The following is a 22526-nucleotide window of genomic DNA, read 5'->3' on the forward strand; positions in this document are numbered from 1 at the left end:
CAGCCGGGGACGCCACGGCGGAGCCGCCCGGGGACCCTGTGACCGGAAGGGCAGAGGACGACATGGCCGGAGGGGCAGGCGACGCCGTGACCGGAAGAGCAGGCGACCCCGTGACCGGAAGGACAGGCGACGCCGCGGCCGGAAGAGCAGCGGACGCCGTGACCGGAAGAGCAGGCGACGACATGGTCGGAAGGACAGGCGACGCCGTGGCGTGTGCGGCCCTAGCCGGGCGCAGCACGGCCAGGGCGGCCGCGCACGCGCTCACGATGCGCGCGTTCTCCTCGGCGTCCCTGACCGCCACGCGCACGGTGCGCCCCTGGTACTCCGGCGACAGGGGCGACAGGTCGCGCAGGTACACGTCGTGGCGGCGGCACGCCTCGACCAGCCGCGCGGCGCTCGGGCCGTCGGCCGGCAGGGTCAGGGTGAGGAAGTTCGCGACGGACTCCTCGACCGACACGCTCTCGTCCAGCGCGGCCAGCGCGGTCGCCAGCTGTCCCCGCAGCTCGTGGGTGCGCCGCCAGCGGTCGCTGTAGTACGCCGGGTCGCGCAGGGCCGCCACCGCGGCCAGCTGGGCCGGGAGGCCGGCCGGCCAGGGCGGTGTCCACCGGCGCAGGAACGCCGCGACGCCCGGCTCGGCCACCAGGTAGGCGGCCCGCACGCCCGAGAGCGCGTACATCTTGGAGAGCGAGGCGCAGACCACCACGCGCGGGTCCGTCGCGGCGAGGCCGGCGAGCGACTCCTCCATGCCGGCGTAGCCGAGGTAGGCCTCGTCGATCCACCAGCGGGTCCCGGCCGGCGCGCCGGCGATCACCGAGCGCAGCTCCGCGGCCGGCGCGTGGCGTCCGGTCGGATTGTTCGGGTTGACCACGACCACGAGGTCGTACCGGCCGGACGCGACGGCGGCGGACAGCCGGCCGGGGTCGATGCGCCAGCCGTCCTCACGGCGCAGCCGGAACCGGTCCACCCGGCATCCGACGACCTTCTCGGTGACATGGGCGTACTCGCCGTAGCCCGGGTCCATGAGCAGCACTCTGCTGCGCGGGGTCAGCCAGCGGCCGAACGCCCTGAAGATCAGGTCGGACGAACCGGCGCCGACCGCGAGGGTCTCCGGCGGGAGGCCGCGGACCGCGGCGATCTCCGCCAGCAGGCCCTCGGCGGCGGCCGGCGGCGAGGTCCGGGCGATCCACCCCGGGTCCTCCTTGAGGACCTTCCGCACCCCGGGGGCCGGCGGGAACCAGGCGTCCAGCACGTCGGCCGCGACCACCCGGTGACGCCGGCCCAGGTCGCGGAAGTCCGTCCCGATGGCGGTGAAGGAGGCGCCGCCGTGTTCGCAGCCGTCGGGCGCGGGGGCGAACGCCACGTCCAGCCGCCAGTCGACCGTGGCCGCCAGACGCTCCAGCGTGCCGTGGTGACGGTCCGTCGCGGCCCTCGTCAGCCCGGCCACGTCGCCGGTGAGCACCTCGAACGTGAGCGCGCCGCTGCGGACGGTACGGCCCACCGGGCGCAGGCCCGCCGCCCGGTACATGCCGAGCAGCTCGGTCCGCCCCATCGCCACCACCCGCCGCCCGCCCCGGGCGGCGATCCAGCGCAGCGCCGCGTACATCAGCAGGGTCGCGGCCGCGGTGGTCCGCCAGCGCGGTTCGACGGTGAGGATGCGTATCTCGAACACGTCGCCGTCGTCCAGCAGCGGCAGTTCCTCACGGGTGAGGTACTTGTCCAGCGCGTAGCGTCCGAGCCACGGTGGGGTCACGCTGACGAAGCCGATCCGGTGCCGCCCTCTCGCCGCGACGAGGTAGACGTTGTCGCCGTCCAGCCCGTCGCGCAGCCGGCCGCCCGGATCGGGCGCGTGCTGGCCCAGTTCCTGGGCGTACACCCGGTGACGCAGTTCGTGGATCCACGCGAGATCCTCCGAAGAAGCAACGCGCAACTGCAGTTCGCGGCCCATGAGCACCTCTCTCGGTACGGAGGGCTTCAGCCTGGGCGACGCGGAACGGCAGCGTGAGGGCCGATCGACGCAGACGGACTGAGTACGGGTACTCAGGCACGGGAGGGAGCGCGCGGGCGGACCGGCTCAGGCGTCGCCGTAGGCCTCCCCGCCCAGTTCGAGCCCGGCCGTGCCCGCCGTCGCGTCGGCGAGCCAGGAGCGGAAGGCGTCGACGTCGGCGTCGGGCAGGCCGATCTCCAGGGTGACCGCCTCGCCGTAGCGGACGTCGCGCACGTCGCGGCCGCCGGAGCGCAGGTCGTTCTGCAGTTTGCCCGCGCGCTGGTGGTCGACGGTGACCGTGACCAGTCGGAAGCGGCGCCGGGTGAGGGTGCCGAGGGTGTCGAGTGCCTCGCCGACCGAGCCGCCGTAGGCGCGGATGAGGCCGCCCGCGCCGAGCTTGACGCCGCCGTAGTAGCGGGTGACGACGGCGACGACGTACCGCATGTCGCGGCGCAGCAGCATCTGGAGCATGGGCACGCCCGCGGTGCCGCCCGGTTCGCCGTCGTCGCTCGCCTTCTGCGTGGAGGCGTCGGCGCCGATGACGTACGCCCAGCAGTTGTGGGTGGCGTCCGCGTGCTCCTTGCGGACGGCGGCGATGAACTCCTGGGCCTCCTGCTCGGTGGCCGCGGGGGCGAGGGCGCACAGGAAGCGGGAGCGGTTGATCTCGGTCTCGTGCACGCCCGGGCGGGCGACTGTGCGGTACTCGTCCTGCATCCCGCCAGCCTATGCGGAGCGGCGCGCGGCCCCGCGCCGGGTGTGCGGGTGAGGATGCGGGGCATACGCGCTCCGCGCTCCGGCGGGCGGCGCGGCGGCACCCTCAGGCTTTCGGACCCACGGAAAATCACCGGCCCGACAGGCATTCGGACTCTCACGGATTCGGCAGGTTCCCCACACGCACGGACACCCGGATTTCCGGGACGAATTCCCGGACCCATCGATCTCCCGGACCCATCGATCTCCGGCCCCATCGATCTCCCGACCATCGATCTCTCGACCCATCGATCTTCAGACTCGCCGATCTCCGGACTCGCACAATTGCAGGTTCGCGGCCGACAGCTCTACGGATATCCATACCTGCTGAGTTCTTTACCCGTAGTTTTCCAGGCCGACGGGCTTCAGACCCTCAGCCTTCCAGGCCCCCGGCTCTCCAGACCCAGGGGCTTCCTGGCCCACAGGACTCTCCGGCTCCCGAGGAGGCAGCACCGCATGACCGGCGCCCCCGCGCAGCGCGCGTCGAACGGCACACCAGGCCCGTCCTCCGTGCGGTCCCGCTGCCGGTCCTGGCTCCTGGAGGGCCTGAGCGAGCAGACGTCCCGGCATCCGGGCCCGCACCGCACGCCGCGGCCGGACCAGAAGGGACGGCCGTGGTGGCGGGTGATGTGCCTGACCGGTGTCGACTACTTCTCCACGCTCGGCTACCAGCCCGGCATCGCCGCCCTCGCGGCCGGCCTGCTCTCGCCGCTGGCCACCCTGGTCCTGATCGCGCTCACCCTGCTCGGCGCGCTGCCGGTGTACCGCAGGGTGGCGGCCGAGAGCCCGCACGGCGAGGGGTCGATCGCCATACTGGAGCGGCTGCTGTCCTGGTGGACCGGGAAGATCCTCGTCCTGGTCCTGCTGGGGTTCGCGGCCACCGACTTCATGATCACGATCACGCTGTCGGCGGCGGACGCGGCCGCGCACGTGGTGGAGAACCCGTTCGCCCCGAGCTGGCTCCAGCACGGCAATACCTGGATCACCCTGGCCCTGGTGGGCCTGCTCGGCGCGGTGTTCCTGAAGGGCTTCAAGGAGGCCATCGGGATCGCCTTCGCCCTGGTGAGCGTCTATCTCACGCTCAACGTGGTCGTCCTCGCGGTCTCCGCCGCGGACATCCTCGGCCGGCCGGTGCGGATCAGCGACTGGGTCGACGGGCTGACGGCGCAGCACTCCTCACCGCTGGCCATGGCCGGAGTGGCGCTGCTCGTCTTCCCGAAGCTGGCGCTCGGCATGTCCGGCTTCGAGACGGGGGTGGCGGTGATGCCGCAGGTCCAGGGCGATCCCTCGGACACCTGGGAGCGGCCCGCCGGGCGCATCCGGGAGACCCGCAAGCTCCTCACGACGGCCGCCCTGATCATGAGCTGCCTGCTGCTGCTCTCCAGCCTGGCGACCACCCTGCTGATCCCGCAGGCCGACTTCAAGGCCGGCGGCCCGGCGAACGGGCGCGCGCTCGCCTATCTGGCGCACGCGGAGCTGGGCGAGGCCTTCGGCACGGTGTACGACCTCTCGACCATCACCATCCTGTGGTTCGCCGGCGCCTCCGCGCTCGCGGGCCTGCTGAACCTCGTACCGCGCTATCTGCCCCGCTACGGCATGGCCCCCGAGTGGACCCGGGCGGTACGGCCGCTGGTGCTCGTGTTCCTGGTGGCGGCGGTGCTGATCACGCTCTGGTTCCACGCGAGCGTGGACGCGCAGAGCGGCGCCTACGCCACCGGCGTGCTGGTGCTGATGCTGTCGGCGGCCTTCGCCTGCACGGTCGCCGCGCACCGCCGCGGGCACCCGGCGGCCATGGCCGGCTTCGGGGTGATCACCCTGGTGTTCGCGTACACGCTGGTGGCGAACGTGATCGAGCGGCCCGACGGCATCAAGATCGCGTCGATCTTCATCGTGGCCATCATGGTGACCTCCTTCGGCTCCCGCGCGCACCGGGCGTTCGAGCTGCGCGCGACCGACGTCGTCTTCGACGGGGCCGCCCTGCGGATCGTGGACGAGGCGGCACGTCAGGGCCCCCTCCAGCTGATCGCGAACGCGCCGGAGGAGCACACCGAGGGCGAGTACCTCGCCAAGGAGGACGAGCAGCGGTCGCACACGCTCATCCCGGCGGGGCTGCCCGTGATCTTCCTGGAGGTGTTCGTGCGGGACTCCTCCGACTTCACCGCCGAGATCAAGGTGCGCGGCGACGAGAGGCACAAGGTGCCGCGACTGCGCGCGACGGGTCCCACGGTGCCGAACACCATCGCGGCGGTCCTGCTGGCGCTGCGCGACCGCACCGGGGTTCCGCCGGACGTCTACTTCAACTGGACCGAGGGCAACCCGGTCACCCATCTGCTCCGCTTCCTGGTCTTCGGCAACGGCGAGGCGGCGCCGGTCACGCGTGAGGTGCTGCGGCGGGCCGAGCCCGAGCCCGCCCGGCGGCCGTCGGTGCACGTCGGCTGAACCGGGCCTCGGCGCACGTCGGCCGGACCGGGCTTCCGCGGGCGTCGGCCGCACCGGCCCCCCGTGCGGGTCGGCCGAACCGGACCTCGGCGCACGTCCGCTGAACCAGGCCTCGGCACACGTCGGCCGGACCGGGCTTCCGCGGGCGTCGGCCGCACCGACCCCCCGTGCGGGTCGGCTGAGCCGGGTCGGCCGAGCCGGGTCGCCGCGCGCCGGCCGGGCCTGCCTGCGCGCCCCGCGCCGCCGACGGCTACTTCTTAGCCCCGCGCGCGACGGTGAGCGCGGTGAGCAGGGCGGAACCGGTGGTGAGGGCGGGCCAGCCGGTGCCGTGCCAGGTGAGCAGGGCGATCGCGGAGGTCGGGAACTTCTCGTGCACCCGCTCCAGCGTGTCGTCCAGGGCGTCGCCCGACAGCTCCAGGACGAGTTGCCGCAGCTCCGGGTTGTGGCCGACCAGCAGCAGGGTCTCCACCTCCGACGGCGTCTCGTGCACCACCTGCAGCAGCCCGGGCACGGAGGCCGCGTAGAGCCGCGGATCGTGGCGTACCGGGGGCGGTGTCCCCCACTGGGCGGAGGCGAGATCCCAGGTGCGGCGGGCGCGTACGGCGGTGGAGCACAGCGCCAGGTCGGGCAGCCAGTCGGCCTCGGCGAGGGCGCGCCCGGCGGCCGGGGCGTCCCGCAGTCCCCTCGGCGCGAGCGGACGCCGCGCGTCCGGGACGCCCTCGGGCCACGCGGACTTGGCGTGGCGCAGCACGACGAGCCGGCGCAGCGGCCCCCTGCCGCCCGCGCGCTCGCTCACGCGAGGCTCCCGAGGTCACGGGAGAGTTCGAGGCCCAGGAGGCGGTCGGCGTACACGTAGGTCTCGAAGCGGGCGCCGTCCGCCAGCGCGGGGTCGTCCGCCACGTCCCGCAGCACCGCCAGCACCCCGGGCAGGTCCAGGTCGTCCTCCCACGCGGCGCGCAGCCTGGTCCGCACCCCCTCCGGGACCGGCCGGGAGGGTTCCCGCGCCCAGCGGGCCACGGCCGAGCGCCAGTGCGCGAGGGTGCGCGCGGCCTCGTCCAGCGTCCCGGCGTCCAGCCGCACCGGGGTGTTCCGGGGCCGGGAGAGCAGGGCGAGGCGCAGGTCCGCGCCGCGCGCCGCCTCCTCCGCCACCCGCGTGTCCCCCGGGTCCCCGGGGCCGCCGGCCCCGGCCGCCGCGTCCACCACGCGCGCCACGGCCACCACCGCCCCGCCGGTCGCCACCGGTTCTCCGTCGGCGACCACGTGGACCACCTGGTCCTCCCCGGGCCATGACGCGAGGTCGCGGCTCTCCTCGAAGGGCCGGATCCCCAGGGCCGTGGCGGCGGCGCGCAGTTCCGCGTGTTCGCGGGGCGCGGTGAGGATCGTCCAGACCGGGGTGCCGCCGATCTCCAGGGCGCGGACGAGGAGGTCGGCGGTGAGCAGCACGCGCAGGGACGTCAGGTCGAGGCCGCGGGCGTAGGCCTCCACCCGGGTCAGGCCACGGCGGGCGGGGACGGCGGCGACGGGTTCACCGGTTCGGGCGTCGAGGATGCGCAGCACGGGGCGAGCGTAGGCGCGCGGAGGGCCGCGCGCAGGTACCTTGCGCCGATTCGCGGCACCGTGGCGGCGTGTCCGAGCGGCGGGCGCGCCCCGCCGGCCCGGCGACGGCCCCCGGCCCGTGGGACTGCCGCCCACCCACGGGCGGACACCGGTCTGCGGGCGCGCACCGGCCCGCGGGCCCGCGGACTGCCGCCCGCCCACGGGCGGACACCGGTCTGCGGGCGGGCACCGGCCCGCGGGTGGTCACCGTCCCGCGAGCCGGCGCGCGGGAATCGCCGCCAGGCGCCCGCTGTTGCCCCGAGGACAGTTCCCCGCAGTCCGAGGAGGGCCGCCGTGCACGGCGACGAAGCGACGATCCGCAGGATCCTGACCGAGCTGGGCGACACCTGGGCGGTGGTCGGCCTGTCGTCGAACCCGGACCGGGCCGCGTACGGGGTGGCACGGGCGCTCCAGCGGTTCGGCAAGCGGATCGTGCCGGTGCATCCGAAGGCGGAGGCGGTCCACGGCGAACGGGGTTACGCCTCCCTCGCGGAGATCCCCTTCGAGGTGGACGTGGTCGACGTGTTCGTCAACTCGGGGCTGGCCGGCGCGGTCGCCGACGAGGCGGTGGCCGGGGGTGCGAAGGCCGTCTGGTTCCAGCTCGGAGTGGTGGACGAGGCGGCGGCGGAGCGGGTGCGGGGCGCCGGCCTGGAGATGGTGATGGACCGCTGCCCGGCGATCGAAATTCCCCTTCTGGGACACACTGTCTCACCGCATTCTCACAATTAGCCACTGAATATTGACATTCGCTCTGGCCTCTGACCTGTGTGAAATCTGTACCCAGCTCACACCGGTGCAACGGTCAAGATTTGGCAACCGCTCTTCTGTAGACGCGGAAAGTCTCCCTACTCTGTGGCCTCTTGTTCGTTAATCCTGCGTTTACGATCTGAGAGGCCCCTTGACATGGTGAAGCTCGACCATGCCCCGCCGCCGACATCCACGAAGGAGGGCGGCGGCCTGCGCCGGGACGTCGGCCTGATCGGCCTGATGTGGGCCTCGGTGGGCTCCATCATCGGTTCCGGCTGGCTCTACGGTGCCAAGGAGGCCGTCGTCGTGGCCGGCCCCGCGGCGATCATCTCGTGGGTGATCGGCGCGCTGGCCATCATTCTCCTGGCCCTGGTCCACGCCGAACTGGGCGGCATGTTCCCGGTGGCCGGCGGCACCGCCCGCTACCCGCACTACGCCTTCGGCGGCGTGGCGGGCATGTCGTTCGGCTGGTTCTCCTGGCTCCAGGCGGCGACCGTGGCCCCGATCGAGGTCGAGGCCATGATCGGGTACGCCCAGCACTGGAAGTGGGCCGCGAGTCTCCAGCACACCGACGGCACGCTGAGCACCAGCGGATTCACCGTCGCCGTGCTCCTCATGGCGCTCTTCGTCGGCGTGAACTTCTTCGGCGTCCGCGCCCTCGCCCATACCAACAGCGCCGCCACCTGGTGGAAGATCGCGGTGCCGCTCGCGGCGATCTTCGTCATCGCCGCCGGGAACTTCCACACCGCCAACTTCACCTCCGAGGGCTTCGCCCCGTTCGGCGCGAAGGGCATCCTCGGCGCGATCAGCACCAGCGGCATCATCTTCGCGCTGCTCGGCTTCGAGCAGGCGATCCAGCTGGCCGGTGAGAGCCGCAACCCCAAGCGCGACCTGCCGCGCGCGACGCTGGGCTCGGTCGTGATCGGCGCCGTGATCTACGTCCTGCTCCAGGTCGTCTTCATCGTCGCGCTGCCGCACAGCTCCTTCGCGCACGGCTGGAACAAGCTCGACTTCCCCGGCATCAGCGGCCCCTGGGCCGGCCTCGCCACCATGGTGGGACTGGGCTGGCTCGGCTTCGTGCTGTACGCCGACGCCATCATCTCCCCCGGCGGCACCGGCCTGATCTACACCACCGCCACCTCCCGCGTCTCGTACGGCCTGGCGAAGAACGGCTACGCGCCGAAGCTGTTCGCCGAGACGGACAAGCGCGGTGTCCCGTGGTTCGGCCTCATCATCTCGTTCGTCACCGGCGTGATCTGCTTCCTGCCGTTCCCGAGCTGGCACGAACTGGTCGGCTTCATCACCTCGGCGAGCGTGCTCATGTACGCGGGCGCGCCGCTCGCGTACGGCGTCTTCGCCGACCGCCTGCCGAACCTCGAGCGTCCGTACCGGCTCCCGGCCGGAAAGCTCGTCTCGCCGCTGTCGTTCGTGGTCGCCAACTTCATCATCTACTGGGCCGGCTGGGACACCCTGTGGCGTCTCGGCTGCGCGATCCTGATCGGCTACGTGCTGCTCGGCTCCTACGCCTGGTACGCGATCCGCAAGAACCTGCCCGACGCGCCCCGGCTGGACTTCAGGGCCGCGCAGTGGCTGCCCGTCTACCTGCTGGGCCTGGGCGGGATCTCCTGGCTGGGCGGCTTCGGCGGCAACGGCACCCTGCCGCTGTGGTGGGACATGCTGGTCATCGCGGTGTTCTCGCTCGCCATCTACTACTGGGCGAAGGCCACCGCGTCGAGCTCCGAGGAGATCGAGCGCAGCATCGAGGAGGTCGTGGTCACCGACGCTCCGGCGCACTGACCCCGCTCCCGCTCTCCCCGGTGTCCCGTCAGCCGTAGCCCGGTTGACGGGACACCGTCATGGTGATCTTGTGCTCTGATGATCCCCCCATCCCCCCACCCCAGCCCCGCGCCCGAAGAGGACCGTACGGTCGTCGTCGTGGGCGCCGGCCCCGCCGGACTCGCCATCGGCAACATCCTGCGGGCCGCCTCCGTCGACTGCGTCGTCCTGGAGACCGGGACCAGACAGTTCATCGAGAACCGGCCGCGGGCCGGTGTCATCGAGGAATGGGCGGTGCGCGAGCTCCAGCGCCGCGGCCTCGCCGGGAACCTCATGGCCAGGGCCGAGGCCCACGACACCTGCGAATTCCGTTTCGAGGGCGAGCGGTTCCGGTTCGCCTACGGCGAGCTGACCGGCCTCGGCCACTACTTCTACCCCCAGCCACTGCTGGTGACCGACCTGGTGCGGGAGTACGCCGACGTGCGCGGCGGCGACATCCGCTTCGGCGTGCGCGACGTGACCCTGCACGATCTCGACTCCGACCGGCCGGCCGTGTCGTACCTCTGCCCGGACACCGGTGAACGCCGCGTCCTGCGCTGCGACTTCGTCGCGGGCTGCGACGGGGCGCGCGGCGTGACGCGGGACGCGGTGCCGGCGGAGCGCCGGCGCATCGCGCGACAGGACGACGGCATCGGCTGGCTGGCCCTGCTCGCCGAGGCACCGCCCTCCGCCGACTGCGCGGTGTTCGGCATCCATCCGCGCGGATTCGCCGGCCACATGGCCCGCAGCCCCGAGGTCACCCGCTACTACCTCCAGTGCGCGCCCGGCGACGACCCGGAGGACTGGACGCACGACAGGGTCTGGGCCGAACTGCGCGCCCGGCTGGGGGCCGACGGGGCTCCCCCGCTGCGGGAGGGCCGGCTGATCGAGAAGCGGATCCTGGACCTGCACCACTACGTGGTCGAACCCCTCGCCCACGGGCGGCTGTTGCTGGCCGGGGACGCCGGACACCTCACGCCGCCCATCGCCGCCAAGGGCATGAACCTCGCGCTGAACGACGCCTTCCTGCTCGGCGACGCACTCGTCGCGTATGCGACGCGGGGCGACCGCGGCGGCCTGGACGGCTACTCGGACGCCTCACTGCGGCGCGTCTGGGAGTACCAGGAGTTCTCGCAGTGGCTGTCGGACGTCTACCACGGCGTGGCCTCCGGCGACCCCTTCCGGGCGGGCGTCACCCGGGCCCGGCTGCGCCGGATGTTCACCTCGCCGACCGCCGCGGCGGCGTTCGCCGAGCAGTACCTGGGCGCGGCGCCCGGCTTCTGAACACGCCGCGGCCCGCGTCCGGCGGCGGCCCCGGCCGCCGGACGCGGGCACTGTGCGACACCCGGGCGCAAGCGGTGTGACGGCACCCGGCGGGGGCCCTCGGAGCGCTCCGGCGGCAGCAGTACGGGGCGCCGGGCGCGGCGGTGCGGCGCACGTCCCGGCGGGGGCGCCCTCAGGCGACCGCGAGTCCCTCCACGACCACCGCGCCCGGCAGTTCGGCGAGCGCCTTGCCCGGCACCAGCAGCTTGCCGCGCCGGCGGCCGCTGCCGACCAGGACGTACGGCAGGTCGGCGACGGCCGCGTCCACGAACAGCGGCCAGCCGGCGGGCAGTCCGACCGGGGTGATGCCGCCGTACTCCATGCCGGTCTCGCCCGTCGCCATGTCCATGGACGCGAACGACGCCTTGCGCGCGCCGAGCCGGCGACGCACGACGCCGTTGACGTCCACCCGGGTGGTGGAGAGCGCCAGGCACGCCGCGAGGGTCGTCTCGCCGCCCCTCCTGCCCGCGACCACCACGCAGTTGGCGGACCGCTCCAGCAGGTCCTGGCCGTAGTGCTCGACGAAGACGGCCGTGTCGGCCCAGCGCGGATCGGTGTCGACGTACAGGATCCGGTCGGCGGGGACGGCGCCCTGCCAGTGGCGTACGGCGTCGGCGACCGGGGCGGTCAGCTCGTCCAGGCATGCGGGGGCGGGGGTGGCGGTCTCGAAGTCGCCGATGGGTGCGCGCATGGCGGCACGGTAACAAGCCCACGCCTCCCTCCGGGCGCGTGTCCCACCGCGGCGCCACCCCCGTTCCCCGCGCGGGCTGCCCGTCCCGGTTCCGCGGCCGGGCCTTCGCGCCTCAGCTCACCGGCGGCACCGAGACGGCCATCACCATCTCCATCGGCACGTCACCGCTGTTGCCGTACACATGAGGGGTGTTGGCCTCGAAGGAGGCGCTCGCGCCGGCCGGGACGCGGTACTCCTCGCCGTCCACGGTGAGCGTCAGCTCGCCCGCCGTGACATGAACCAGCTCGACGGTGCCGGCCGGGTGGGGTTCGGAGGGGCTGCGCTCACCCGGCATCAGCCGCCAGTCCCACATCTCCAGCGGCCCCGGCGCCTCGGTGCCCGCGAGGAGACGGTTGTAGCTGCCGGCCTCGGTGTGCCACAGCCGGACGGCCCGGTCGGCCGGGACGACGCGGACCTTCGGGCCCCGTTCGTAGTCGAGGAGGGTGGTGACGCTGATCCCGAGGGCGTCCCCGATCTTGACCACGGTGCCGATGCTCGGGTTGGTCCGGGCCTGCTCGATCTGGATGAGCATGCCGCGGCTGACGCCGGACCGGGCGGCGAGCACGTCCAGGGTGAAGCCGCGCACCGCACGCCAGTGCTTGACGTTGCGCGCCAGGGACTGGGTCAGGAGTTCGAGGTCCGACACGTTCCGTCCAATATCCAGAAGGGAGGGTCAAGTATTTTGGCTGACAAGGTTCAATGGATCGAACTATCGTGAGCTGTACACACTCGTTCATCGCACTGTACTGCGAGGCATCCGTGACAGCGTTCTTCGCCCTGACCACCAGTCTCCTGTGGGGCCTGGCCGACTTCGGCGGAGGTCTGCTGACCCGGCGCGTGCCCGCGCTGACCGTGGTCGTGGTCTCCCAGGCGATCGCGGCCGCCGTGCTGGGGGTGATCGTGGCCTGCACCGGCGGCTGGAGCGAGGCGGGGCCGCGCCTGTGGTTCGCGGTGGCCGCGGGCGTGGTCGGTCCGGTGGCCGTCTTCTCCTTCTACCAGGCCCTCGCGCTCGGCCCGATGGGCGTCGTCTCCCCGCTCGCCACGCTCAGCGTGGCCGTACCCGTGGGGGTCGGTCTGGCCCTCGGCGAGCGGCCGGGGCCGCTCAGGATCGCGGGCATCGCGGTCGCCGTCACCGGGATCGTCCTGGCGGGCGGTCCGCAGCTGCGCGGCGCGCCCGTGCAGCGGCGCGCCATCCTGCTCACGCTCGTCGCGGCCCTCGGCTTCGGCACGGTGTTCGCGCTGATCGCCGAAGCCTCGACGCAGGTGACCGGCCTGTTCCTGTCCCTGTTCGTGCAGCGGGTGACGAACGTCGTCGTGGGCGGCGCGGCCCTGTACGCGTCGGTCCGGCGGGGCACCCCTGCGCTGCCGGAGGGCGGTCTGTCCCGCTCCGCGCTCCCCGCGCTGGCCTTCGTCGGCCTCGCGGACGTCGCCGCCAACGGCACCTACGCGACCGCGGCCCAGTACGGCCCGGTCACCGTCGCCGCGGTCCTGGCCTCGCTCTACCCGGTGATCACCGCACTCGCCGCGCGAGGTTTCCTCGGCGAACGGCTGCGCGTGACCCAGGCCGCGGGCGCGGGGCTGGCCCTGGTCGGCACACTGCTGCTGGCGACGGGCTGAGGCACCACCCGCGCGACGACGCACGCGCACCGGCGGGCGGACCCGCCGGCCAGTGAGACACCGAGGCCCTCGCGGCCGGTCGACGGGCGGGCGTTCGGCCGGCGAACCGCCTGACGCCGGGCCGGAGTTCAGCTCTCCGGCTCCAGCCGGGCCAGCGCCTCGACCGCCTCCTCGTCGAGTTCGGCCAGCGCCCGCAGCTGCTCGGGGGTGATGTCGTCACGGGGCGGCACGGGCGCCGGAGTCCGCAGCGGAGGCTGCCAGCCGTCCTCGGGGGTCCAGCGCCGTACGACCCGGGCGGGCGCCCCCGCGACCACCGCGTGGTCGGGAACCGTGCCGCGCACCACCGCCCCGGCCGCCACGACCACGTTCCGGCCGATCCGCGCGCCCGGCAGGATGACCGCGCCGGTGCCGATCCAGCAGCCGGGGCCGATCTCCACGGGCTCCATCCGCGGCCACTGCCGGCCGATGGGCTCGTGCGGGTCGTCGTAGGAGTGGTTGGTGGAGGTGACGTAGACGTACGGCCCGAAGTAGCAGTCGCGGCCGATGGTGACCGAGGTGTCGGCGATGACGTGGCTGCCGCGGCCGAGGACGACGCCGTCGCCGATCCGCAGGATCGGGTCGGGACCGAGGTCCAGGTCCGGCATCAGGCCGGCGGTGAGGGTGACCTGCTCGCCGATGATGCAGCAGGCGCCGAGTTCGATCCAGGGCTCGCCGAAGACCGTGCCGAGCGGAAAGGCCAGCCTCGTGCCCGTTCCCATCGCGCGGAAGCGGAACCCCGCCGGGTGCTCGGCCGTGACGGAGCCCCTGCGCTGCACCCAGGACCAGGCCGCGTGGACGGCGCGCTGGGCAAGCCCCTGCCGCCAGGATGAGAACGTGTTCTTGGGCTTCGGCACCCGCTCACGGTACTCAGCGCCGGGCCGCGGCAAGAGGGCGGACCGCTGTGATCTTCACCCCACCCGATGACATACCTTCCGGGTACCAGGAAGAACAGGAGACGGTGATGACGCACAAGGCGCTGATCGTGGGGATCGGTGGCAAGGAACCCCGGGTCGAGGAGGCGGCGTTCGTGGCCCCGACGGCCTCGGTGATCGGTGACGTCACGCTGGGCGCGGGGGCGAGCGTCTGGTACGGCGCGGTCGTGCGCGCCGACGTGGAGCGGATCACGGTGGGGGCGGAGGCGAACGTGCAGGACGGCGTGACCCTGCACGCCGATCCCGGGTTCCCGGTGACCGTCGGGGAGCGGGTGTCCATCGGGCACAACGCCGTCGTGCACGGCGCGACCGTGGAGGACGACTGCCTGATCGGCATGGGCGCCACGGTGCTCAACGGGGCCGTGATCGGCGCGGGTTCCCTCGTCGCCGCGCAGGCGCTGGTGCCGCAGGGGATGGTTGTGCCGCCCGGCTCGCTCGTGGCGGGGGTACCGGCCAAGGTGCGGCGTGAGCTGTCCGAGGAGGAGCGGCAGGGGGTCACCCTCAACGGGACCCTGTACGCCGAGCTGGCGAAGACGCACCGGGGGGTGCACGAGTAGGGGTTCCGGGCGGTGCGAGGCGGCGTGGGGCGGTGGCCGGTGCCTGCGGCGGCCGTCCGTCCCGGTCGCCGACCCGCTGGGGCTGGGGCCGGCCTCGGACGCTGACCGGGCGGAGGGCCCGGGTCCGAAGGGGCGGGGGGCGGCATCGGGTCCGGCGGGGCCGGGAGGTGGGGCCGGGGCCGGGAGGCCGCCACGGGTCCGGAGGGGCCGGGGGGCGGCCACGGGTCCGGAGGGGCCGGGGTCCGCCACGGGGCCGGGGGCCGGAGGGCGGCCTGGGGTCCGGCGGGGCTGTCGCCGGGCGGGGTCAGTCGCCCGCGGCGACCGTCTCCGCTTCCCGCTCCTCCGGCTGGACCTTGTTCGCCCGGCGCTTGAGGATCAGCATCGAGGTCAGGCCGATCAGGACCGCGACGGCCAGACCGAGGTACGAGAACCGCTTCAGCCAGTCCTCGGCCACGACACCGATGTAGTAGACGACGGCCGTGGTGCCGCCGGCCCAGCAGATGCCGCCGAGGACGTTGGCGATCAGGAACTTCCAGTACGGCATGTGCAGCACGCCCGCCAGGGGGCCGGCGAAGATGCGCAGCAGGGCGACGAAGCGGCCGAAGAAGACGGCCCACATGCCCCACTTCTCGAAGGACCGCTCGGCGGTGGCGACGTGCGCCTCGCTGAAGTGTCTCGGGAACTTGCCGCCCAGCCACGCCAGCAGCGGCCGTCCGCCCTTGCGTCCGATCGCGTAACCGATGGAGTCGCCGATCACGGCACCCGCGGTCGCGCAGGCCCCGAGGACGAACGGGTTGACCCCGGAATGCTGAGCGGACATCAGCGCCGCCGACACCAGGACGATCTCGCCCGGCAGCGGTATGCCCAGGCTCTCCAGACCGATCACGAGAGCGACCACGGCGTACACGGCGACCGCGGGCACCGAGTCGAGCCATTCCTGCACGTGCACCGCCGGTTCCTCCCCGGTTCACTGTCCCTGTCAGGCGGACGCCGCATACGCGGTACGCCCTGTGGGAAGGCTACCTGGTCGGCTGTGACAGGCGGCCTGCTCCGAGCGCGCGACGGCACCGTCCCGCCCCCGGCCCTTCCGTTTCCGGACATCCCGGCGTCATGCGGAAAGGGAAGGCTCACCGCGGTTTCGCCGCCCCGCCTCCTCCTGGTCCCCGCCGCGGGGCCCGATGCGGAAGGACGACGTCCCCGTGTCCTCAGTGCCCCTGCTCTCTTCGCTCGGCCTCGCGGCCGCACGCCCCCCACGCACTCCGCGCGCCCCGCGCCACTCGCTCACGCGGCGCACTCCGCTCTCGTTGCGCGCCGCCTTTCTCGCGCCGCGCGCCCCACGCACCCTCCTGCCTCCACGCCCGTGGTTCTCCCCTCGCCCGTCACCATTGCCGCCCCCGTCACTGTCGCCTCGCCCGTCGCTGTCACTCCCCCCGTCGGCGTCGCTACGCCCGTCGCTCCCGCCGCGCCCCTCGCCCTCGCCAGGCCCGTCGCTACCCCCGTCGCTGTCGCTACGCCCGTCGCCCTCGCCGCGTTCGTCGCCCTCGCCTCGCCCGTCGCTCTCGTTGCGCGCCCGGCGGCCTCCGCTCGCTCCGCGCTCCGCGCGGCCTCCGCGCACCCCGCTCCCGGTGCTCTCGCCGGCCGCGCCTCCCGGTCCGCCCGGTCCGCCCGGCGCGCCGGACCCGGGGCGCCGCCCGTCGCTCCTCGCCTCCGGGTCCGTCCGCCTCGCCCTGTGTCTGTCCCCGCTCCTGCTGGCTCTGGGCTGGGCGGTGGCCAACCGGTCCGTCGCGCACGAGGGTGCCGTCCGGCTGGCCGGGGCCGACCCCTGGTGGCTGCTGGCCGGAGGCGGGTTCGTCGCCCTGAACTGCGCCGCTGCCACCTGTGTCCGGCAGGGCGCGCTGCCCGACCGGCTGCCGCCGGGGCTGCTCCTCGCCTCCCAGTTCGCCGCCGGTGCCGCGAACCACGTCCTTCCGGGCGGCCTCGGCGCGCACGCCGTCACCCTCCGCTTCCTGCGCACCCAGGGGATACCGACCGCCCGCGCCACCGCCTCCATCGCCCTGTACTCACTGGTCAGGTCGACCGCGAAGACGCTGGTTCTCCTGGCGTTCCTCGCGTCGTCCCCGGCCCGGCGGACCCTCGGGGACCTGTTGCCGCAAGAGCGACAACTGCTGCCGGCCCTCGCCGTGGCGGGCGGCGCCCTCGTGGCGGCGGGGACGCTGCCGGTGCTGCTCCGGCCGCTGCGGCGTCCGGCGGCGGCCTTCGTCCGCTCCGCGCTGGCCGACGCCCGGGAGGTGCACTCCCGGCCCCGCCGCGTGCTGGCTCTGTGGGGCGGGGCCGCCGCGATGCCGCTGGTCCAGGCGGCCACCCTGGTCTGTGTGGGGGCGGCACTCGGGCTGGGGCTGCCCTGGGTGCAGGTGGTCGTCGCCTTCCTGGCGGCCGGGACCGCCGTGGGAGCCGTACCCGCACCAGGGGGTGTCGCCGTGGACGCGGCCCTCGTGTGGACGCTGGTCGCGTTCGGGGCCTCACCTGCGGCGGCCGCGACGACGGTCGTCGGCTACCGCGTGCTGACCGACTGGCTGCCGCTGCTGCCGGGCACCCTGGTGCTGTCGGCGCTGCTGCGCGCGAAGGTGCTGTGAGCTTCCTCGTCCCGCGGACCCGGCGGCCGCGGCGACGGCCGGGGCACCTTGTCCACCGTCACGGGTGCCGCCGCGGGAACCCTGGCTGTCGTACCCGTCATGGCCCAGGCGCCGTGTCCACCAGCGCTGCCGCCGCCCTGGCCGCCGCATCCGCCGTACCCGCCGCATCTCCCGTACCCGTCGCGTCCGCCGTACCCGTCGCGTCCGCCGCAGCCGGGACGCGACAGCCAGGGCGTCGATTCGCGGCGGTGCCGCTCACGGGGAGACCCGGAAGGTCCCCAAGAGGCGGACGACCGGAGCGTCGGGGTCGGTCGGGGAGAGCGGAGAGAGCGGGGCGGCCGGGGCGGCGGGAGAGACGGGGGACGCCGTGACCAGCGGCACATCGGCCCAGTCAAGGTACTCCCCCGAGGTCCGCCCCTGCGGGGTGCGCCTCACATGGACCTGCGCGATCCGGGGCCGGTACTCCCCCCGGTACTGCTCGTTCCCCGTGCCCGGCACACCCGGCCCGTCCGTGCCCGGTGCGCCGTCCACGGGCGCCCCGGCGCTCCCCCGCGCGGGGTCCGGCCGTACCGGAGCCGGGGCCGCCGGGCCGGGTCGCTCGGGCGCCTCCGCCTGGCCGGTCTCCAGGACCCACAGGCGGTCCGAGGCCGTGCCGAGGGCGCCCGGCACCGCACGCCGCGCGCCCGGCACGACGGTGATCCTGCCGCCCTGCCGGCGCACCGTCAGCCCGTACCGGCTCCCGGCGTCCCGCTTCCCCGTCCCGCAGCCGGCCAGCGTCAGGCCTCCGGGGCCGGCCGCGAGGCAGCGGGTGGGATCGATGGCGCTGCGCATCACACCGTCGCCCCGGTACGACCACTGCTGCGAGCCGGCGGAGGAGCACCCGGCGGGCCGTACGACCGTCACGAGCGGGACCGCGCCCGCGCCGGCCGCCTCCAGGCAGCGGCCGGAGACCGGCTCGCGGAGCCTGCCCAGGACGGCCGCCGCGCCCTCCTCCGGTGCGTCGCCGGCCGGCAGGGCCGCCGAGGGGTGCCGGGCCGGGGTGACGGCGCCGGAGCGGCCGACCCGGTCCGCGGAGCCGGCGCTCCAGGCGGAACCGGGTCCGCGGACAGCGTTGTCATCGGGCCATCCCCTGACCACGAACACGGTGGCGAGCAGCGCGATCGAGGCGAGACCGGCGCCGAGGACGAGTGCCCTGCGGCGCCGCCCGGCGGCCGCGCTCCGGCGCCGCTCGTCGCCGCCCGGACCGCAGCCGTTCTCCGGGGTGCCGGGCCGGCCCGTACGGCTGGCGCGGCCGGGGCGGGAGTCCAGGTAGCGGCGGGCGCCCCAGCCGAGCACGGTCTCGGCGAGCAGGACGTCCAGCCGTCCCTCGAAGTGGCCCAACTGGTCGGTGGCGTGGCGGCAATGCGCGCAGCCGGCCAGGTGCCGCCGCATCTCCGGGGACGGACCCTGTTGCCCGGGGCGCCCGAGGTGGTGGTTGTACGAGCGGCACGCGTCGAAGGGCGCGAGTTCGCGGTGGGCGCGTACGCAGCCGGTGCGGAACTGCTCACGGGCCTGGTCCAGGGCGGCCGACGCGGTGGCGTGGTCCATTCCCGACAGCCCGGCGGGCACGTCCACGGCCTCCGCCTCGACCTCGGTGTGCCACAGGAGGCACTGGTCGGCCACGGGCAGGGCCAGATAGGCGCGTTCGGCGACGCGGCGCCTCTCGGGTGTGCGGTTCATCGTCGCGCGCAGACCGCGGCCGCTGGTGGTCTTGCGCAGTTCCGGGATGACCACGCACGCCCCGTCGTCGGCCGCCCAGGCGCGAACGGACTCCCGTACGGCCACGAGCAGTTGCGGGCGCAGGGCGCGCGCGGCCGCACCCCTGGGCGCGTCACCGGCCGCACCGCTCCCCGAGGCGCCGGCCGGAGACGTCAGCCGGCCGAGCACGTCGTGGAAGGCCGCGGTGGCGACGAGTTGGGCCGAGGGGCCCGTGGCGGTGAGGCAGACGGCGGCGTAGTCGCGGGTGGCACACCAGTGCCGGGCCAGCAGCAGGGCGACGGCCCGGTGCCGACGGGCGTGGGCGCCGGTCAGCTGGGCGACGAGCTCGGCGTCGGACTCGCCCGGTTCCGGCCCGGGGCCCGAGGGGAACGAGGGGTGTGGGGGGTGGGAGGACTGCACGGAGCCGTTTCCTTTCCCGCCGCAGGACGGCATGCGACATGGCGCCCTGCCGGCGGCGGTGCCTTGTCAACGCACCCGGAGGACAGGCCTCGTTCGCTCCGGCCGCTGCCCTCTCAGGGGAAGGCTCACCCTGACACACCCGCCTCACGGGAAACAAGCGAGTGGAGGGCACGGCCGGTGAACGCGCGAAGAGGGGCCCCTCGGGACCCCTCTTCGCGTCTTCGCCTGTCACGGCCGTGCGGGACCGGGCGGCCGGGCGGAAACCGGTGAGCCGGAACCGGACCGGGCACCTACCGGACCGGGAACGGGCCGCCCCGGGCAGGCACCGGGCCAGGGCCGGGCACGCACCGCGCCAGGACCGGGCACTCGCCGGGTACGCACCGGACCGGTGACGGGCAGGACCGGTGACGAACCTGACCGGTGACGGACCGGACCGGGCGACCACCTGACCGGGCGGCCACCTGACCGGGACCGGTCCACCCGGCCTGTCAGCCCTGGCCGTTGGGCCGCAGTGTCCAGACGACCCGCATCTCGCCGGTGACCGCGCCGTCCGCGCGCCGGATCTCGACGGCCACCGGGAACTCGGGGCGCTGACCGGCGTCCAGCTCGGCCACCACGTCGGCGGCCGGGCGGCCCAGGGTCGCGGTCGCGGTGACGGCGCCCATCGCCAGCTTCTTGTAGGCGATCTCGGCGCTCACGGCGAGCGGCACGGCGCGCGTGAGCTGGTCGCCGAACGCGGCGAGCACGATCGCGCCACTGGCGGACTCTCCCAGCGTGAACATGGCGCCGGCGTGCGGGCCGCCGACGTGGTTGTGGAAGTCGCCCTGGTCCGGCAGGGACAGGACGGCCCGCTCGGGGGAGGTCTCCAGGAACTCCAGGTTCAGCGTCCGGGCCATCGGCACGGTGGCGGCGAGCATCTCGCCGATCGACATCTGGTCTGCGCTCATGGCCAACATGTTACTCACGAGTAGCCCACCGTGGCCAGGACCGTTGCCCGTTTCGTGACAGCTCTGACGAGGGCCGGTGACCCGATCGTGCCGACGTCGGCGCTAGTGTGGGCGCCCATGTGGCCAGGACAGCAGCCGTCCGGAGGCGGGCAGGACCCGCAGAACGACCCGCAGAATCAGCCGAATCCGTACCAGCAGCCGGGGTATCAGCAGCCGAACCCGTATCAGCAGCCCGGCTATCAGCAGCCGAGTCCCTACGCGCAGCAGCCGCAGTGGGGGGCGACGGCCCCCATGGGCGCCCCTGAACCCCCGTCGGGCGGCGGCAACCGGACGAAGCTCGTCGCGATCGTGGCGGCCACGGCCGTGGTGGTGGCCGCGGGCGTGACCGGTTTCCTGGTCCTCGGCAAAGGCAAGGACGACAACGCCGGCGGTGGCACGGGCGACGGCAAGCGGTCGGCGCCCGCGACGCCCTCCACGGATCCGGGTGCCACGGGATCCGGCGCGGGCGACAACCCGCGCGGCACGGAGACCGAGAAGCCGACGATCGCCGGCTGGAAGGTCGTGGTGAACCAGAAGTGGGGCGTCGCCTTCGACGTGCCCGCCACCTGGGAAGTGCGCTCGCCGACGCTCGAGATCGGCTTCGAGGACGACAAGTCCGACGACGGCAAGCCGCTCATCGCCATGTCGGGCACGGCCGCCTACAAGTCGAAGTGGTGCACGTCCGACGACGACAAGGACGGCAGGACCGACGACACACCGCTGGCGGTGGCCGGCACCAAGGGCGCGAGCGGCGCCGCGGACACCGACGAGGTGGCCGTCAACCAGGTGGCCTGGTGGGTCTACGGCGGTTACACCCAGCCCGACAAGAAGAGCCTCGGCTACGACAAGAAGGCCAAGGCGTTCAAGACGGACTCCGGCATCACGGGCAGCTACGCGTGGGCCCGGTCGCACAACAGCCCCAGCAAGGGGAAGTCGAAGTGCGGCAGCGACGGCAAGGCCGTCACGTTCGGATTCAAGAACTCCCAGGACGACTTCGTGGCTTGGAGCCTCTACGGTGCCACCGGTGTCCACGACGAGGTCGCGGACAGCACGATCCTCAAGATCATGAGCACCGTGCGTCTGCACGGCGAGCCGACAGGATCGTGACGGTCGGTCCCGCCGCCGCACGCGGAGGCGGGACCCCGGAGCCGACCTCCGTACCCGAGGGCGAACCCCCGTACCCGAGGCCGCACTCGGGCCCCCGGAGCCGAACCCGTACCCGGGGCCGGTTCCCCGTGCGGGCCGAACCCGCTTACCCGAGGCCGGACTTCCGCGCCGGGAGCCGAAATCCCGCACCCGGCGCCCCTTTCGGCGCGCTCCGTGTCCCGCCGCCGGGGGCGCCGCCGGGTCAGCCGATGCCGAACGCTCCGCCGGGAGGCTCGGGAGACGGTACGGCGTCCGCGTCGTCGACCGGACGCATGTCGCCGGTGAACTCGCGCAGCGCCGCACCGAGTTCGACCCGTGCGGGGAAGGCGTCGGCGGCGGCGCGGCGGGCGAGGGCCGCCGTGTCGAGCGGACGGCGCGACGCCACGAGCACGGCGTTGCCGAACCGCCGCCCCCGCAGCACCCCCGGCTCGGCGATCAGCGCAAGCTCCTCGAACACGGCCGCGAAGGTGGCCAGTTGGGAGCGCAGGAAGCCGAACGGCGCCGCGTCCGCGAGATTGGCCAGGTAGACGCCGTCCGGACGCAGCACCCGCCCGGCCTCGGCCGCGTAGCCGAGGGAGGTGAGGTGGGCCGGGACCCGGGAGCCGCCGAAGACGTCGGCGATCAGCACGTCGGCCGAGTCGTCCGGGGCCCCCTCCAGCCACGCCCGGGCGTCGCCCGCGTGCAGCGCGACGCCCGAGCCCGCCGGCAGCGGCACATGCTCGGCGACCAGCTCCAGCAGGGCACGGTCGGCCTCCACGACGTCCTGCCGGGAACCGGGGCGGGTCGCGGCCACGTAGCGGGGCAGCGTGAGCGCGCCCCCGCCCAGGTGGACCACGTCCAGCGGCCGGCCCGCGTCGTCCACGAGGTCGAGCACGTGCCCGAGCCGGCGCGCGTACTCGAACTCGAGGTGGGCGGGATCGTCCAGATCGACGTAGGACTGAGGTGCTCCGTCGACGGTGAGCAGCCAGGCCCGCTCCCGGTCGACATCGGGCATCAGCTTGGCGGTGCCGTGGTCGACGGCCCGGGTGACGGGTATGGCTTCACTCACGCCTCCCATTGTCCCCGGGCCGCCGCC

At 74.1% G+C, this 22526-nt stretch carries 18 protein-coding genes and 1 pseudogene; 8 read left to right on the forward strand and 11 right to left on the reverse strand.

Features of this window, described 5'->3' with window-relative positions; translation table 11 throughout:
* Positions 1-214: 214 nt before the first annotated feature.
* Positions 215-1945, reverse strand: a pseudogene (locus tag ACIPRD_RS14625) (aminotransferase class I/II-fold pyridoxal phosphate-dependent enzyme); the annotation flags it as partial.
* 126 nt (positions 1946-2071) lie between these two features.
* Positions 2072-2698, reverse strand: a complete 627-nt coding sequence (locus ACIPRD_RS14630; protein WP_356403359.1) for a YigZ family protein — start codon at positions 2696-2698, stop codon at positions 2072-2074.
* 492 nt (positions 2699-3190) lie between these two features.
* Here ACIPRD_RS14630 and ACIPRD_RS14635 point away from each other — a divergent pair, with 492 nt between their 5' ends.
* Positions 3191-5173, forward strand: a complete 1983-nt coding sequence (locus ACIPRD_RS14635) for an amino acid transporter (protein WP_401563045.1) — start codon at positions 3191-3193, stop codon at positions 5171-5173.
* A gap of 250 nt (positions 5174-5423) precedes the next feature.
* Here the strand turns inward: ACIPRD_RS14635 and ACIPRD_RS14640 are convergent, their stop codons facing one another.
* Together ACIPRD_RS14640 and ACIPRD_RS14645 are read right to left on the reverse strand one after the other, a co-directional pair.
* Entirely contained in the window at positions 5424-5969 is a 546-nt protein-coding gene (locus ACIPRD_RS14640) for a histidine phosphatase family protein (protein ID WP_356403353.1), read from the reverse strand.
* Positions 5966-6730 carry a hypothetical protein gene (locus ACIPRD_RS14645; protein WP_356403350.1) on the reverse strand — a complete coding sequence of 255 codons (765 nt, stop codon included), beginning with the start codon at positions 6728-6730 and terminating at the stop codon, positions 5966-5968. The genes ACIPRD_RS14640 and ACIPRD_RS14645 overlap by 4 nt, the downstream gene beginning before the upstream one ends.
* Before the next feature lie 333 nt (positions 6731-7063).
* Here ACIPRD_RS14645 and ACIPRD_RS14650 point away from each other — a divergent pair, with 333 nt between their 5' ends.
* From ACIPRD_RS14650 to ACIPRD_RS14660, 3 genes are all read left to right on the forward strand, one after another.
* A complete protein-coding gene (locus ACIPRD_RS14650) occupies positions 7064-7498 on the forward strand; it encodes a CoA-binding protein (protein ID WP_401563048.1) in 435 nt (144 codons plus the stop codon).
* A gap of 174 nt (positions 7499-7672) precedes the next feature.
* Complete coding sequence (locus tag ACIPRD_RS14655; RefSeq protein WP_401563050.1) at positions 7673-9313, forward strand: APC family permease; 1641 nt, start codon at positions 7673-7675, stop codon at positions 9311-9313.
* A gap of 78 nt (positions 9314-9391) precedes the next feature.
* Positions 9392-10615 (forward strand): 4-hydroxybenzoate 3-monooxygenase, encoded by a 1224-nt coding sequence (locus ACIPRD_RS14660; RefSeq protein ID WP_401563051.1) that lies wholly within the window; start codon positions 9392-9394, stop codon positions 10613-10615.
* A gap of 172 nt (positions 10616-10787) precedes the next feature.
* Here the strand turns inward: ACIPRD_RS14660 and ACIPRD_RS14665 are convergent, their stop codons facing one another.
* Together ACIPRD_RS14665 and ACIPRD_RS14670 are read right to left on the reverse strand one after the other, a co-directional pair.
* Entirely contained in the window at positions 10788-11345 is a 558-nt protein-coding gene (locus tag ACIPRD_RS14665) for a YbaK/EbsC family protein (RefSeq protein ID WP_401563053.1), read from the reverse strand.
* Positions 11346-11457: 112 nt separating this feature from the next.
* Positions 11458-12030, reverse strand: coding sequence for a helix-turn-helix domain-containing protein (locus ACIPRD_RS14670; protein ID WP_401563054.1), 573 nt, complete (start codon positions 12028-12030; stop codon positions 11458-11460).
* 113 nt (positions 12031-12143) lie between these two features.
* Here ACIPRD_RS14670 and ACIPRD_RS14675 point away from each other — a divergent pair, with 113 nt between their 5' ends.
* Positions 12144-13001, forward strand: a complete 858-nt coding sequence (locus ACIPRD_RS14675) for a DMT family transporter (RefSeq protein WP_356403832.1) — start codon at positions 12144-12146, stop codon at positions 12999-13001.
* Between the two features lie 128 nt (positions 13002-13129).
* On the opposite strand, the gene ACIPRD_RS14680 is transcribed toward ACIPRD_RS14675, so the two are convergent.
* Positions 13130-13894, reverse strand: a complete 765-nt coding sequence (locus ACIPRD_RS14680) for an acyltransferase (RefSeq protein ID WP_356403333.1) — start codon at positions 13892-13894, stop codon at positions 13130-13132.
* A 107-nt stretch (positions 13895-14001) separates the two neighbouring features.
* On the opposite strand from ACIPRD_RS14680, the gene ACIPRD_RS14685 reads away from it, so the two are divergent.
* A complete protein-coding gene (locus ACIPRD_RS14685; protein WP_356403330.1) occupies positions 14002-14529 on the forward strand; it encodes a gamma carbonic anhydrase family protein in 528 nt (175 codons plus the stop codon).
* A 304-nt stretch (positions 14530-14833) separates the two neighbouring features.
* On the opposite strand, the gene ACIPRD_RS14690 is transcribed toward ACIPRD_RS14685, so the two are convergent.
* Entirely contained in the window at positions 14834-15478 is a 645-nt protein-coding gene (locus ACIPRD_RS14690) for a DedA family protein (RefSeq protein ID WP_401563056.1), read from the reverse strand.
* A 676-nt stretch (positions 15479-16154) separates the two neighbouring features.
* On the opposite strand from ACIPRD_RS14690, the gene ACIPRD_RS14695 reads away from it, so the two are divergent.
* Positions 16155-17162 (forward strand): YbhN family protein, encoded by a 1008-nt coding sequence (locus ACIPRD_RS14695; RefSeq protein WP_401563058.1) that lies wholly within the window; start codon positions 16155-16157, stop codon positions 17160-17162.
* 255 nt (positions 17163-17417) lie between these two features.
* Here ACIPRD_RS14695 and ACIPRD_RS14700 read toward each other — a convergent pair whose 3' ends face one another.
* Both ACIPRD_RS14700 and ACIPRD_RS14705 read right to left on the reverse strand, forming a co-directional pair.
* Positions 17418-19319: a hydrolase gene (locus tag ACIPRD_RS14700; RefSeq protein ID WP_401563060.1), complete on the reverse strand. Its 1902-nt coding sequence runs from the start codon at positions 19317-19319 to the stop codon at positions 17418-17420.
* Between the two features lie 488 nt (positions 19320-19807).
* Positions 19808-20266 carry a DUF4442 domain-containing protein gene (locus ACIPRD_RS14705; RefSeq protein WP_356403318.1) on the reverse strand — a complete coding sequence of 153 codons (459 nt, stop codon included), beginning with the start codon at positions 20264-20266 and terminating at the stop codon, positions 19808-19810.
* Positions 20267-20383: 117 nt separating this feature from the next.
* Here ACIPRD_RS14705 and ACIPRD_RS14710 point away from each other — a divergent pair, with 117 nt between their 5' ends.
* The gene (locus ACIPRD_RS14710) at positions 20384-21412 is read left to right on the forward strand and encodes a hypothetical protein (RefSeq protein ID WP_356403316.1); all 1029 of its coding nucleotides are present in this window, start codon (positions 20384-20386) and stop codon (positions 21410-21412) included.
* Positions 21413-21653: 241 nt separating this feature from the next.
* Here the strand turns inward: ACIPRD_RS14710 and ACIPRD_RS14715 are convergent, their stop codons facing one another.
* On the reverse strand, positions 21654-22499 hold the full coding sequence (locus ACIPRD_RS14715; protein WP_401563062.1) for a spermidine synthase: 846 nt from the start codon (positions 22497-22499) through the stop codon (positions 21654-21656).
* Positions 22500-22526 lie beyond the last annotated feature (27 nt).

It is taken from the genome of Streptomyces sp. NPDC090108, from assembly GCF_044747185.1.
Taxonomy (GTDB): Bacteria; Actinomycetota; Actinomycetes; order Streptomycetales; family Streptomycetaceae; genus Streptomyces.

Coding starts and splice junctions, on each gene's coding strand:
- ACIPRD_RS14685 (WP_356403330.1), top strand. CDS start 14,002: ATGACGCACAAGGCGCTGATCGTGGGGATCGGTGGCAAGGAACCCCGG.
- ACIPRD_RS14630 (WP_356403359.1), bottom strand. CDS start 2,698: ATGCAGGACGAGTACCGCACAGTCGCCCGCCCGGGCGTGCACGAGACC.
- ACIPRD_RS14665 (WP_401563053.1), bottom strand. CDS start 11,345: ATGCGCGCACCCATCGGCGACTTCGAGACCGCCACCCCCGCCCCCGCA.
- ACIPRD_RS14705 (WP_356403318.1), bottom strand. CDS start 20,266: ATGAGCGCAGACCAGATGTCGATCGGCGAGATGCTCGCCGCCACCGTG.
- ACIPRD_RS14710 (WP_356403316.1), top strand. CDS start 20,384: ATGTGGCCAGGACAGCAGCCGTCCGGAGGCGGGCAGGACCCGCAGAAC.
- ACIPRD_RS14635 (WP_401563045.1), top strand. CDS start 3,191: ATGACCGGCGCCCCCGCGCAGCGCGCGTCGAACGGCACACCAGGCCCG.
- ACIPRD_RS14660 (WP_401563051.1), top strand. CDS start 9,392: ATGATCCCCCCATCCCCCCACCCCAGCCCCGCGCCCGAAGAGGACCGT.
- ACIPRD_RS14655 (WP_401563050.1), top strand. CDS start 7,673: ATGGTGAAGCTCGACCATGCCCCGCCGCCGACATCCACGAAGGAGGGC.